Below are 12,505 nucleotides of genomic sequence, written 5' to 3' on the forward strand. Positions count from 1 at the left end.
GAAAATACGCTGTAAACCTTGACACACATGGACCTGCTCCGTTAATATTTATGTGTAAAGGTATTTCACTTAACAAGGAGTGCTACAAGCGTGCTTGAAAAGACGACAAGAATCAATTACCTATTCGATTTCTACCAATCGCTGCTGACTCCTAAACAGAGAAATTACATGGAGTTGTACTATCTGGAAGATTATTCTCTTGGTGAAATATCCGAGACCTTTGATGTATCCCGTCAAGCGGTGTATGATAATATCCGCCGGACGGAAACCATGCTTGAAGAATATGAAAAAAAGCTTCATTTATATGAGAAATTCCAAAAACGCCAGCAGGTAATAGCGGAAATGGAAGCTGCTGTTGATAAACAGGAACTTCCAAAGCACACGGCCGTCTGGCTTGAACAATTACAAGAATTAGAATAGGAGGGTTTCTTCGATGGCATTTGAAGGTTTATCCGACCGTTTGCAGGAAACGATTAAAAAAATCAAAGGCAAAGGGAAGGTAACCGAACAAGACGTAAAAGAGATGACGCGGGAAGTCCGTCTCGCCCTCCTCGAGGCCGATGTTAACTTCAAAGTAGTGAAGGATTTCGTCAAACGTATCCGTGAACGGGCAGTCGGCCAGGAAGTTATGGAAAGTCTGACTCCGGGCCAGCAGGTCATTAAAGTCGTTCAAGAAGAGCTGACCGAGCTCATGGGCGGCAATGAAAGTAAAATTGCCGTAGCCAAGCGTCCTCCAACCGTCATTATGATGGTTGGTCTTCAGGGTGCCGGTAAAACCACGACCACGGGAAAACTGGCGAACCTTCTTCGTAAAAGTTACAACCGTAACCCGATGCTGGTTGCTGCTGACGTCTATCGTCCGGCCGCCATCCAGCAGCTGGAAACGCTCGGGAAGCAGCTGGGCATGCCGGTGCACGCTGAAGGGACAGAGGCAGACCCTGTGGATATTGCGCGTAATGCGGTTGCCAAAGCGAAAGAGGAACATCACGATTATGTTCTTATCGATACCGCCGGCCGCCTTCATATTGACGGAGATCTTATGGGCGAACTGCAGCAGATCAAGGATGCTGTCAATCCGGATGAAATTTTCCTTGTCGTCGACTCCATGACCGGACAGGATGCCGTCAACGTAGCGGAAAGCTTTGATGAACAGCTGGATGTCAGCGGCGTTCTTTTGACGAAGCTTGATGGCGACACCCGTGGTGGTGCAGCACTGTCCATAAAGGCCGTCACTGGAAAACCGATCAAATTCGCCGGTATGGGGGAAAAGCTGGATCAGCTTGAAGTTTTCCATCCCGAGCGTATGGCCTCCCGTATCCTCGGTATGGGTGATGTGCTCACTCTTATTGAAAAGGCTCAGACACAGGTCGATGAAAAACAGGCCAAAGAGCTGGAATCTAAAATGAGGAATGCTTCTTTCACGTTTGAGGATTTCCTTGAGCAGATGGAGCAGGTGAAGAACATGGGGCCCCTCGATGAGATTTTGAATATGATTCCCGGGGCCAACAAGATGAAGGGACTGCAGAATGTCTCCTTTGACGATAAGCAGATTGTCCATGTGGAAGCAATTATTCAGTCTATGACCAAGCATGAGCGTCAGGATCCGTCCCTGATGAATGCAGGCCGTAAAAAACGGATTGCCAAAGGTTCAGGTACATCTGTTTCAGAAGTCAACCGTCTTTTGAAACAGTTTGAAGAAATGAAGAAAATGATGAAGCAGATGAGCAATACCAAAGGGAAAAAAGGCCGCGGAATGAAATTTCCGTTTATGTAATGGAAAAAACCTTTACACACCCTTAAAGTTCTGCTAAAATCTAATTCTGTGTGAAACAATTAATTAAAGAAATTTTGGAGGTTGTTAAATATGGCAGTAAAAATTCGCCTAAAACGTATGGGATCCAAGCGTAACCCATTTTATCGTGTAGTAGTTGCAGATTCCCGCTCTCCTCGTGATGGCCGCATCATCGAGCAGATTGGAACATATAACCCGGTTGTAAACCCAGTTGAGGTTAAAATCGACGCTGACAAGGCGATCGACTGGATGTCCAACGGTGCCAAGCCGAGCGATACAGTCCGTAACCTATTCTCTAACGAAGGCATCATGAAGCAGTTCCACGATAAGAAAAACCAATAATAAAATAGTGGTGATATCATGAAAGCCTTAATCGAAACGATCGTCACTCCGCTTGTCGATCATCCTGATGACATCAAGGTGGATGTGAAAGAAGAAGAGCACAAAATGGTGTATCATCTTTCCGTCCATCCGGATGATGTCGGTAAGGTGATCGGAAAAAACGGGCGGATAGCGAAAGCGATTCGAACTGTCGTGTATGCGGCAGGCTCTGATTCTGATAAAAGAATCTATTTGGATATCATGTAAGAAGGGAGAGGGAGAACCTTTCCCTTTTTTACTATGTAATCTTAAGGATAGGGAGGCGGTCAGCGCATGCAGATCATTAGAAAAGTACCTGTCAAACAAGTCCTGACAGATTCCAGCCGGGCCCAGCTTAAAGAAAGGTTCAACCAGAGGGAGCGCCAGCTTGATGAAGAATGCCGGCAGCTTGCTTTTGAACAGAAAAAACTGGAGCGCAAACCCGGTGTATCCAAACAGGAAGTGGAGCGGAGGTTTTCCCGTGAGATCAGCCGCCGGAGAGATCAGCTCAGGTGGATGGAATATCAGCGTAAACAGCTCGATATCCTTCCGGATGGAAGTGAGCTGGAAACGGATGAAGTCGACACGCTAGTCACGATCGAGGAAGGTGACGTGTGGGAAGACATTATCCAGGACCGCCAGATCACCATTAAAGATGGAAAAGTCATACGAGCGAGGTAATAACATGGATAGACAAATGTTTAATGTCGGAAAAATCATTAACACACATGGGATCAAAGGAGAAGTGAAAGTCCATCGAATCACGGATTTCGAGGAACGCTTCCAGCCCGGGCAGCTTTTGTATTGGGTAAGTGATAAACAGGAAACAAAAACTTTGGTCGTCCGCAGTCACCGGGTCCATAAAGGATTCGACCTGATCAGCTTTGAGGATCTTCCATCCATTAATGATGTGGAACCGTTGAAGAACGTGACCTTGATGGTTTCAGAAGAGGAACAGGAAGAACTCGGGGATCATGAATTTTATTTTCATGAGATTATCGGATGTACCGTCTACCTTGAATCAGGGGAAGAACTAGGGGTTATCAAAGAAATCCTGACACCGGGCGCCAACGACGTATGGGTCGTTCAACGCCGGGGAAGCAAAGATCTTTTGATCCCTTATATCGAGCCGGTTGTGAAGAAGGTAAATCCAACGGAAAAAACGATCATCATCGATCCAATAGAAGGGCTGCTGGACTGACATGCATATCGATATATTAACGCTGTTTCCAGAAATGTTCGAAGGTGTCCTGCAGAATTCCATTATGAAGCGGGCTCGGGAGCAGCAGGCTTTTTCATATGAATATGTGAATTTCCGTGATTACACAACAAGTAAGCATAATAAGGTGGATGACTATCCTTACGGGGGTGGAGCCGGTCTTGTACTCTCCCCTCAGCCGATTTTCGACAGCATTGAGGCCATCCGGGAAAAATCGGAAAAGCCTCCACGCGTCGTCCTGCTTTGTCCGCAGGGGGAACCTTATTCCCAGCAGAAGGCGGAAGAGCTTTCTGAGGAAGACCATCTTGTATTTATCTGCGGCCATTATGAAGGATATGATGAGCGCATCCGCCAAGAGCTCGTGACCGATGAAATTTCCATTGGAGACTACGTGCTCACTGGTGGTGAACTCGGAGCTATGGTTGTCATTGATTCCGTTGTCCGTCTGCTTCCCGGGGTGCTCGGAAATGAACAGTCGGCTCCGATGGATTCCTTTTCCAACGGCCTTCTGGAGCATCCTCATTATACACGGCCGGCGGATTTCCGTGGGATGAAGGTCCCTGATGTCCTTCTCTCGGGCAATCACGCTAAAATTGATGAGTGGAGACACAAAGAGTCTCTGAAGCGTACGTATGAACGCAGACCGGATCTCTTAGAGAAAAAAGAGCTGTCGGATCAGGAAAAAACGTGGCTGGAAGAGTGGAAAAAATAACAGCCGGCGGTTGAAGTTTTTCTCCCCGTATGGTATATTAAATTTTGTGCTTAAACGATCGGTTTAAGTGGAAAACGATGTTCCGCTGCCTCTTAGAAGACAAGAGCATTAGTTAAAAAGGAGTGAAGATCATGCAACAGTTGATTCATGACATTACAAAAGAACAGCTTCGTACAGATCACCCTGACTTCCGTCCTGGTGACACTGTCAAAGTACACGTGAAGGTTGTCGAGGGCACCCGTGAGCGTATCCAGGTATTCGAAGGTGTTGTTATTAAACGTCAGAACGGTGGAATCAGCGAAACATTCACAGTTCGTAAGATTACTTACGGCACAGGTGTTGAGCGTACATTCCCAGTTCATTCACCACGTATTGCTAAAATCGAACGTTCCCGTCGTGGTAAAGTACGCCGTGCGAAACTTTACTATCTACGTAACCTTCGTGGTAAAGCAGCACGTATTAAAGAAATTATCTAAACCGGTGAAAAGGAGCTTGCGTATGCCAAGCTCCTTTTTTCTACTTTATAATAAGTTCCAGCTGTTATACGATGAAAACAGCGGAGATGAACGTCATAAGACAGGGAAGTGGGGAAATGAAGCAACAGTGGTTGGACTGGGTCAAAGCATTTGCCATCGCTGCTGTTCTGGCAGTGATTGTACGGGTATTTATTTTTGCACCTGTTGTCGTCGAAGGACCGTCTATGCTTACGACACTTCATAGTGGAGATCACCTCATTGTGAGTAAGCTGCATAAACGTCTGACTTCTCCTGATCGGTTTGATGTCGTCGTTTTTCATGCAACAGAACAGAAAGATTACATAAAACGGGTCATCGGTATCCCAGGGGATCACATCGCCTATGAAAATGATCAGTTATATGTGAATGGCGAACGGGTGGAGGAGCCCTTTCTTGAGGAAAGAAAGGCACAGCTTCCGGAAGGCAGCATACTGACCAGCGACTTCAGGATGGAAGAGGACATTCCAGGTGGTTTTGAGAAAGTGCCTGAAGGTCATGTCTTTGTTCTTGGGGATAACCGGGACAATTCCACCGACAGCCGCGTCCTCGGCATGATTCCGGAAGAACAGCTGGTTGGAGAAGCTGTGTTATCCTACTGGCCGCTGGACCGCATCCGTATCGTTAATTAGGAGGATTTACATGAGTATACAATGGTTTCCCGGGCACATGGCAAAAGCGAAACGGGAAGTAGCAGAAAAATTAAAGCTCGTCGACTTTGTCATTGAACTTGTCGATGCCCGAGCACCTTTATCTTCACAGAACCCGATGCTTCACGGGATTCTTCAGGAAAAGCCGAAAATGGTTGTGCTGATGAAAAAGGATCTGGCTGATCCTGCAGTCACAGAGCAGTGGATTGACTATTTCCAAAACAAAAGTATTCCCGCTGTTGCGATTGAAGCCAATCAAAAGCAGGATGTCCAGCGGGTAATTCAGAAGGCAAAAGCCCTCGGGAAGGAAAAAATCGATAAGCTCGTGGCCAAGGGCATTCGTCCAAGAGCATCAAGAGCGATGATTATCGGTATCCCGAACGTCGGAAAATCGACGCTGATCAACCGTCTTGTAAATAAAAGAGCCGCCAAAACGGGAGATAAACCAGGGGTTACGACGAAACAGCAGTGGATTAAAGTGAAGAAAGAATTTGAACTGCTGGATACACCGGGAATCCTCTGGCCTAAATTTGAGGAAGAAGAGGTCGGATACCGTCTCGCGTCCATCGGAACGATCAAGGATCAAATTCTGCCTAAGGAAGATGTGGCCGCCTACGTGATTGATTTTCTCAGCCGGGAATATCCAAGTATGCTTGAACATCGGTTCGGGCTGGACCAGGTTGATGATATGATGGACGTTTTTGAGCACATTGGTAAAAAACGGGGCTGCCTGGAAAGCGGGGGCCACGTAAATTTTGAAAAAGTGTCCGATATTATTCTTCAGGATTTACGCACAGGAAAACTCGGGCTGATCAGTCTGGAAACTCCTGAATAGATGCAGGAATGAGCGCTGCAGGCCCGTGCCTGGAGCGCTTTTTTTATGGGTGTGAACCTTGTAGATCCGACAGTCGAACGAAAAGAAACGGAGGAGCCATCATGTCCAAACGTACAATCAATGAAATTAAAGCCATGCTGCAGGCACAGAAGCCGACAGAAGCCGAATGGGAGGAACTGTCCGGGGATACCCGCAAAGGGGTCCAGCAGCTGTTAAAGCAGTATACAGACAGGCAGAAGAAAAGAGAAGCCCTTCGAAAGCAGTATGAAGACATGCTCGAGTTTGAAAAAAAAGCCTGGGCAGGTGAGCGCCAGTATGTATGCGGTATTGATGAAGCCGGCAGGGGGCCGCTTGCTGGTCCGGTCGTCGCAGGAGCGGTTGTCCTTCCTGATGATTATTATTTGGAAGGTCTCTATGATTCCAAGCAGCTTTCAGAATCCAGGCGGGAAAGTTTCTATGAACAGATTACGAGAGATGCCGACTGGGCAGCCGGTATTGTATCCAGCAGGGAAATCGATCAGCTCAATATCTATCAGGCCGCCAGGCTCGCTATGAAACGGGCCGTATCCCAGTTGAAACACGAGCCGGATCACCTTCTGGTCGATGCGATGACGCTCGGTGACGGATGGAGTGAAACGAAACTGATCAAGGGGGACCAGCGGAGTGTATCGATCGCTGCAGCCAGTGTGGTTGCCAAGGTAACGAGGGACCGGATGATGGCAGAACTCGATGAAGTGTATCCGGGTTACCAGTTCAAGTCCAACCAGGGCTATGGAACAAAAGATCATCTTAGGGCCCTTGAAACCTATGGAATCACCCCTGTACACAGGAAAACCTTTGCTCCCGTTAAAAACATGCTCTAGAAGGAGGGGGCGTTTTCGTTATTGAAACAGCCTCTTCAAAGGAAGCAGGAACAGGGGGGAGCAGGATCGGACCGGTTCCTGCTTCCTTTTGTTTACATAAGATAATTTTTGTTAATCTATTGAATTTTTCGACAGATATCACGCTTTTTATGGACAATTGACAGCGTTTTTTTATACAATGTACATGCAGTGAAAATTGATGGGAGGATGAAACATGAACATTCATGAGTATCAAGGAAAACAAATCATGCGTGATTTTGGCGTTTCTGTGCCAAATGGATACGTAGCTTATACAGTCGATGAAGCTGTTGAGGCAGCAGAGAAGCTTGGCAGCAGCGTTACTGTCGTGAAAGCGCAGATCCATGCAGGTGGGCGTGGAAAAGCGGGCGGAGTGAAAATCGCCAAAAATCTTGATGAAGTCCGTACATATGCCGATGACATACTAGGTTCAACGCTTGTCACCCATCAGACTGGACCAGAAGGCAAAGAAGTTAAGCGCTTACTCATCGAGGAAGGGTGCGACATTCAAAGTGAATATTATGTCGGTCTTGTCCTTGACCGCGCGACAAGCCGCGTAACGATGATGGCCTCTGAGGAGGGTGGTACGGAGATTGAGGAAGTGGCATCTGAAACTCCGGAAAAAATCTTCAAGGAAGTCATTGATCCGGTTACAGGTCTGACTCCTTTCCAGGCAAGACGTCTGGCATTCAATATCAACATCCCTAAAGAAGCCGTCGGTAAAGCGGTCAAGTTCATGCTTGGATTGTATGATGTGTTCGTTAAAAAGGACTGCTCCGTAGCTGAAATCAATCCCCTGGTCACGACTGGAGACGGAGATGTCCTTGCCCTGGATACAAAATTGAATTTTGACGACAATGCTCTGTTCCGTCAAAAAGATATCATGGAGCTTCGTGATCTGGATGAAGAAGATCCGAAAGAAGTGGAAGCATCCAAGTATGACCTCAGCTATATCGCCCTGGATGGCAATATCGGCTGCATGGTTAACGGCGCTGGACTGGCTATGGCGACGATGGATACAATCAAGCACTACAGCGGTGATCCGGCGAACTTCCTTGATGTCGGCGGCGGTGCGACGACGGAGAAAGTCACCGAAGCTTTCAAAATTATTCTATCCGACGATAACGTAAAAGGGATTTTCGTTAACATTTTCGGAGGCATTATGAAATGTGATGTCATTGCTGAAGGTGTCGTTGCAGCGACGAAGCAGATCGGTTTGACGCTTCCGCTTGTTGTCCGACTCGAAGGAACCAACGTCGAGGACGGGAAGAAAATCCTTGATGAATCCGGTTTGAACATTACTTCTGCAGATTCCATGGCAGAAGGCGCACAAAAAATCGTGGAACTAGTGAAGTAGGAAAGGCGGGGAATGAGATGAGTGTATTTATTAACAAGGATACTAAAGTGATTGTTCAAGGGATTACAGGATCAACAGCCTTGTTTCACACCAAGCAGATGGTGGAATACGGCACACAGATCGTCGGTGGAGTAACACCAGGCAAAGGCGGTACAGAAGTGGAAGGCATTCCCGTATTCAATACCGTGTCAGAAGCGGTTGAAAAAACAGGTGCCAACGCTTCGGTCATCTATGTACCTGCCCCATTTGCTGCAGATGCCATCATGGAAGCGACAGATGCAGAAATGGATCTGGCCATCTGCATTACCGAACATATTCCTGTTCTGGATATGATTAAAGTGAAACGGTATATGGAAGGCAGGAAGACCCGTCTTGTCGGGCCGAACTGCCCGGGAGTGATTACGCCGGATGAATGTAAAATCGGCATCATGCCTGGATACATCCATAAGAAAGGCCATGTTGGGGTAGTATCCCGATCCGGTACATTGACGTATGAAGCCGTACACCAGCTTTCTGAGGCAGGGATCGGTCAATCAACAGCCGTCGGTATCGGTGGTGACCCTGTAAATGGAACCGACTTTATTGATGTCTTAAAAGCCTTCAATGAGGATGACGATACAGAAGCGGTCATTATGATTGGTGAAATCGGAGGCACTGCTGAGGAAGAAGCGGCTGAATGGGTGAAAGCGAACATGAACAAACCTGTTGTCGGCTTTATCGGAGGCAGAACAGCCCCTCCAGGGAAACGTATGGGGCACGCGGGTGCCATCATTTCCGGAGGTAAAGGAACAGCGGATGAGAAAATCCGTGTCATGAATGAGTGTGGGATTCAAGTGGCAGAGACTCCGTCTGTCATGGGAGAAACCCTTATTGAAGTGTTGAAAAATGAAAATCTTTTCGATAAATGTAAGACCCATTAAGTGGTAGCCCGGGGAGGCCGTATCTATACAGATGCGGTCTCCTTATCATGAAATCCAATACAAATGAGGTGCTGTATGAATTCCAAACGAATCAGACTGATCGGCCTGCACAGTCTTTCGATAATAAGCAGAGCACGAATAAGAACCCTGCTGACATCGGACCCTGAACTTGATTTCCTCACAAACCTTTCCCCAAAAGAATTCGCTTCTTTAACAGGCACTCCTATCCGCACCTCCCAAATGATTTATCGAAGGCTGAAAGACCCTAATATAATGAAGAAACTCGACAACTATCTTCGGAGGTATACCATTTTAACGTGGTTTGATGACCAGTTTCCTCCTATGTTCCGCACCATTCCCGACCCTCCTCTCGTGTTATATATGGAGGGCCATCCCCATCTACTCTCCAACGTTTTTTCCCTCAGCGTTATCGGTACAAGAAAACCCTCTTCCTACGCTTTCCCGGCAATGAAACAGGTGCTCACCCCACTCATTCATCAGGGAGCTTTGATTGTCAGCGGGATGGCTTATGGAATTGATCAGTATGCGCACACCCTCGCTGTTTATAATGGGGGGAAGACGGCTGCTGTTCTTGGGTCGGGTTTTGAGCATATTTACCCTTCAAACAATCTTTCTTTGTATAAACAAATGGCTGATCATCATATAGTCATTAGTGAATACCCTCCTGATATACCGCCGAAGAAATATCACTTCCCTGAACGTAACCGGCTTATTTCAGGATTGAGCCCAGCCACATTTGTCATTGAAGCAAAAATGAGAAGTGGGACAATGATTACGGTGGATCAGGCTCTGGAGCAGGGGAGAAGTGTGTATGCCCTTCCAGGTCCGGCGGGAAGCCCGACAAGTGAGGGATGCCACCACCTTATAAATGAAGGGGCCAAGCTTGTTCACACGTACCAAGACATAGCTGAAGACTGGTTTGAAAAATTTGAATAATCGGTGACAAAGGTGGTACAGTACTAAGAAGAATTAGTCGTTATTCCCTAATAAAGAGAGAGGACCGGTTTGACAAACGGTTTCATTGTATTTAATAATAGGGAAGATTTATTTTATGTAAAATTTATAGAGAAAACACCTCTATGGGAGGAACCTGTATGGCAGATTATCTTGTAATAGTGGAATCACCTGCAAAAGCAAAAACAATTGAACGCTATCTTGGAAAAAAATATAAAGTTAAAGCTTCCCTCGGGCATGTCCGTGACCTTCCAAAGAGTCAAATGGGTGTGGACGTGGAACATGAATTTGAACCGAAGTACATTACGATACGAGGCAAAGGTCCGGTATTAAAAGAGTTGAAGACGGCCGCTAAGAAGGCTAAGAAAGTCTATCTTGCAGCCGACCCCGACCGTGAAGGGGAAGCCATCGCCTGGCACCTTGCCCACAGCCTGGACATTGATGACCAGTCCAAATGCCGTGTCGTATTTAATGAGATCACTAAAGAAGCCATTAAAGATTCCTTTAAACAGCCGCGGAGCATCGATTCCGATCTTGTGGACGCTCAGCAGGCCAGACGTATTCTTGACAGACTTGTAGGATACAACATCAGCCCGATTCTCTGGAAAAAGGTGAAAAAAGGGCTGAGTGCCGGGCGCGTACAATCCGTTGCAGTAAAAATTATTATTGACCGCGAGAATGAAATCAAGAAATTCCAGCCTGAAGAATACTGGACGATTGAAGCTGATTTCCTGAAGGAGAAGGAGCCTTTTGAAGGGTCTTTCTATGGTGTCGATGGTAAGAAGCAGGAACTTAAGACTCAGCAGGATGTGGAAACGATCCAGTCCCGTCTGGATGGCAGAAACTTTACAGTAGACAAAGTAAACAAGCGGGAAAGGCGGCGGAATCCTTCGCTTCCATTCACAACGTCCTCCCTCCAGCAGGAAGCGGCGCGAAAGCTCAACTTCAGGGCTAAGAAGACGATGATGATTGCCCAGCAGCTTTATGAAGGGATTGATCTCGGCGGCAAACAGGGGATCACTGGTTTGATCACCTATATGCGTACCGACTCCACACGTCTTTCGAATTCTGCAAAGGATGACGCCAAACAGTACGTGGAAAACAATTTCGGGAAAGAGTTTCTTGGTGCCGGCAAAGCGGCTAAAAAGCAGGAAGGGGCACAGGATGCCCACGAAGCGATCCGGCCGACAGGGGCTGATCGAGACCCTAAAGCGATGAAGAGTATCCTCTCCAGGGACCAGTACCGTCTTTATAAGCTGATCTGGGACCGTTTCATAGCCAGTCAAATGGCACCGGCTGTCCTTGACACGATGACCGTACACATGACCAATGAAGGGGTGGAGTTCCGTGCGACGGGCTCTGAGGTCAAATTCAAAGGTTTCATGAAAGTCTATGTCGAAGGCAATGATGACAACAAGAAGGAAAAGGATAAACTCCTGCCTCATCTCGAGGAAGGCATGACGGTGAAGGCAGAGGAAATCAAGCCGAACCAGCACTTTACTCAGCCGCCTCCACGCTATACCGAAGCGCGCCTTGTAAAAACGCTGGAAGAACTGGGGATTGGACGCCCTTCCACTTACGCCCCTACGCTTGATACCATCCAGCGCCGCGGATATGTCGCATTGGATAATAAACGATTTGTTCCAACCGAGCTTGGCGAAATCGTCCTTGATCAGCTGCGCGAGTACTTTCCGGAAATCATTGATGCGGCGTTTACGAAGGAAATGGAAGATGACCTGGATGCCATTGAAGAAGGCAAAGAGGAATGGGTCAACATTATCGGCCAGTTCTATCAAGGTTTTCAGCCGAGACTGGAAAAAGCAGAAAAAGAAATGGAAGAAGTGGAAATTAAGGATGAGCCGGCAGGCATTGATTGTGAAAAATGCGGCCATGAAATGGTTTATAAGATGGGACGCTACGGAAAGTTCCTCGCCTGTTCCAACTTCCCGGAGTGCCGGAATACGAAGCCGATTTTGAAGAAAGTCGGAGTCACTTGTCCGAAGTGTAAAGACGGAGAAGTAGTAGAAAGAAAAAGTAAGAAAAATCGGAAGTTCTTTGGATGTGAAAACTATCCGGACTGCGACTTTATTTCCTGGGATAAACCGATCAGCCGGCCATGTCCGAAATGTGAGTCGCTGCTTGTAGAGAAGAAAGTCAAGAAAGGTACCCAGATCCAATGTACCAGCTGTGATTATAAAGAAGAACCGCAGGCTTGAGTCCTGTTATATTTTCAAGAGCCTATGACTATCCTTATAGTCATAGGCTCTTTCCAATTATTTTAATTGACACGGG

The 12,505-nt window shown here is 47.0% G+C and carries 15 protein-coding genes; all 15 read left to right on the forward strand.

Going from position 1 to position 12,505, the window contains the following annotated elements; all coding sequences use genetic code 11:
- Nucleotides 1–90: 90 nt before the first annotated feature.
- The 15 genes from ACXAGL_RS16935 to topA all read left to right on the forward strand — a co-directional run bounded on the left by ACXAGL_RS16935 (nt 91) and on the right by topA (nt 12,429).
- Nucleotides 91–420, forward strand: coding sequence for a putative DNA-binding protein (locus ACXAGL_RS16935; RefSeq protein ID WP_474968480.1), 330 nt, complete (start codon nt 91–93; stop codon nt 418–420).
- Between the two features lie 13 nt (nt 421–433).
- The gene (ffh, locus tag ACXAGL_RS16940) at nt 434–1,774 is read left to right on the forward strand and encodes a signal recognition particle protein (RefSeq protein ID WP_027954182.1); all 1,341 of its coding nucleotides are present in this window, start codon (nt 434–436) and stop codon (nt 1,772–1,774) included.
- Between the two features lie 90 nt (nt 1,775–1,864).
- Nucleotides 1,865–2,134 (forward strand): 30S ribosomal protein S16, encoded by a 270-nt coding sequence (rpsP, locus tag ACXAGL_RS16945; RefSeq protein WP_160835583.1) that lies wholly within the window; start codon nt 1,865–1,867, stop codon nt 2,132–2,134.
- Nucleotides 2,135–2,152: 18 nt separating this feature from the next.
- On the forward strand, nt 2,153–2,380 hold the full coding sequence (locus ACXAGL_RS16950; protein WP_027954184.1) for a KH domain-containing protein: 228 nt from the start codon (nt 2,153–2,155) through the stop codon (nt 2,378–2,380).
- Nucleotides 2,381–2,446: 66 nt separating this feature from the next.
- Entirely contained in the window at nt 2,447–2,833 is a 387-nt protein-coding gene (locus ACXAGL_RS16955; protein WP_474968481.1) for a YlqD family protein, read from the forward strand.
- Nucleotides 2,834–2,837: 4 nt separating this feature from the next.
- Nucleotides 2,838–3,353: a ribosome maturation factor RimM gene (gene rimM, locus ACXAGL_RS16960; RefSeq protein ID WP_474968482.1), complete on the forward strand. Its 516-nt coding sequence runs from the start codon at nt 2,838–2,840 to the stop codon at nt 3,351–3,353.
- A 1-nt stretch (nt 3,354) separates the two neighbouring features.
- Nucleotides 3,355–4,083: a tRNA (guanosine(37)-N1)-methyltransferase TrmD gene (gene trmD / locus ACXAGL_RS16965; RefSeq protein WP_474968483.1), complete on the forward strand. Its 729-nt coding sequence runs from the start codon at nt 3,355–3,357 to the stop codon at nt 4,081–4,083.
- Nucleotides 4,084–4,214: 131 nt separating this feature from the next.
- A complete protein-coding gene (rplS, locus tag ACXAGL_RS16970) occupies nt 4,215–4,559 on the forward strand; it encodes a 50S ribosomal protein L19 (protein ID WP_027954188.1) in 345 nt (114 codons plus the stop codon).
- 116 nt (nt 4,560–4,675) lie between these two features.
- Nucleotides 4,676–5,227, forward strand: a complete 552-nt coding sequence (lepB, locus tag ACXAGL_RS16975) for a signal peptidase I (protein WP_474991894.1) — start codon at nt 4,676–4,678, stop codon at nt 5,225–5,227.
- A gap of 10 nt (nt 5,228–5,237) precedes the next feature.
- The gene (gene ylqF / locus ACXAGL_RS16980; RefSeq protein ID WP_474968485.1) at nt 5,238–6,080 is read left to right on the forward strand and encodes a ribosome biogenesis GTPase YlqF; all 843 of its coding nucleotides are present in this window, start codon (nt 5,238–5,240) and stop codon (nt 6,078–6,080) included.
- A gap of 101 nt (nt 6,081–6,181) precedes the next feature.
- Entirely contained in the window at nt 6,182–6,943 is a 762-nt protein-coding gene (locus ACXAGL_RS16985; protein ID WP_474971475.1) for a ribonuclease HII, read from the forward strand.
- A 214-nt stretch (nt 6,944–7,157) separates the two neighbouring features.
- Entirely contained in the window at nt 7,158–8,318 is a 1,161-nt protein-coding gene (gene sucC, locus ACXAGL_RS16990) for an ADP-forming succinate--CoA ligase subunit beta (RefSeq protein ID WP_474968487.1), read from the forward strand.
- Between the two features lie 17 nt (nt 8,319–8,335).
- Nucleotides 8,336–9,238, forward strand: a complete 903-nt coding sequence (gene sucD, locus ACXAGL_RS16995) for a succinate--CoA ligase subunit alpha (protein WP_027954193.1) — start codon at nt 8,336–8,338, stop codon at nt 9,236–9,238.
- 75 nt (nt 9,239–9,313) lie between these two features.
- Nucleotides 9,314–10,195 carry a DNA-processing protein DprA gene (gene dprA / locus ACXAGL_RS17000; protein WP_474968488.1) on the forward strand — a complete coding sequence of 294 codons (882 nt, stop codon included), beginning with the start codon at nt 9,314–9,316 and terminating at the stop codon, nt 10,193–10,195.
- A 158-nt stretch (nt 10,196–10,353) separates the two neighbouring features.
- Nucleotides 10,354–12,429, forward strand: a complete 2,076-nt coding sequence (topA, locus tag ACXAGL_RS17005; RefSeq protein WP_474968489.1) for a type I DNA topoisomerase — start codon at nt 10,354–10,356, stop codon at nt 12,427–12,429.
- Nucleotides 12,430–12,505 lie beyond the last annotated feature (76 nt).

This window comes from Halobacillus sp. ABA4_118 (assembly GCF_056160205.1).

Coding starts and splice junctions, on each gene's coding strand:
- rpsP (WP_160835583.1), top strand. CDS start 1,865: ATGGCAGTAAAAATTCGCCTAAAACGTATGGGATCCAAGCGTAACCCA.
- sucC (WP_474968487.1), top strand. CDS start 7,158: ATGAACATTCATGAGTATCAAGGAAAACAAATCATGCGTGATTTTGGC.
- rimM (WP_474968482.1), top strand. CDS start 2,838: ATGGATAGACAAATGTTTAATGTCGGAAAAATCATTAACACACATGGG.
- trmD (WP_474968483.1), top strand. CDS start 3,355: ATGCATATCGATATATTAACGCTGTTTCCAGAAATGTTCGAAGGTGTC.
- ylqF (WP_474968485.1), top strand. CDS start 5,238: ATGAGTATACAATGGTTTCCCGGGCACATGGCAAAAGCGAAACGGGAA.
- lepB (WP_474991894.1), top strand. CDS start 4,676: ATGAAGCAACAGTGGTTGGACTGGGTCAAAGCATTTGCCATCGCTGCT.
- ACXAGL_RS16985 (WP_474971475.1), top strand. CDS start 6,182: ATGTCCAAACGTACAATCAATGAAATTAAAGCCATGCTGCAGGCACAG.
- ffh (WP_027954182.1), top strand. CDS start 434: ATGGCATTTGAAGGTTTATCCGACCGTTTGCAGGAAACGATTAAAAAA.
- dprA (WP_474968488.1), top strand. CDS start 9,314: ATGAATTCCAAACGAATCAGACTGATCGGCCTGCACAGTCTTTCGATA.
- ACXAGL_RS16955 (WP_474968481.1), top strand. CDS start 2,447: ATGCAGATCATTAGAAAAGTACCTGTCAAACAAGTCCTGACAGATTCC.
- sucD (WP_027954193.1), top strand. CDS start 8,336: ATGAGTGTATTTATTAACAAGGATACTAAAGTGATTGTTCAAGGGATT.
- ACXAGL_RS16950 (WP_027954184.1), top strand. CDS start 2,153: ATGAAAGCCTTAATCGAAACGATCGTCACTCCGCTTGTCGATCATCCT.
- topA (WP_474968489.1), top strand. CDS start 10,354: ATGGCAGATTATCTTGTAATAGTGGAATCACCTGCAAAAGCAAAAACA.
- rplS (WP_027954188.1), top strand. CDS start 4,215: ATGCAACAGTTGATTCATGACATTACAAAAGAACAGCTTCGTACAGAT.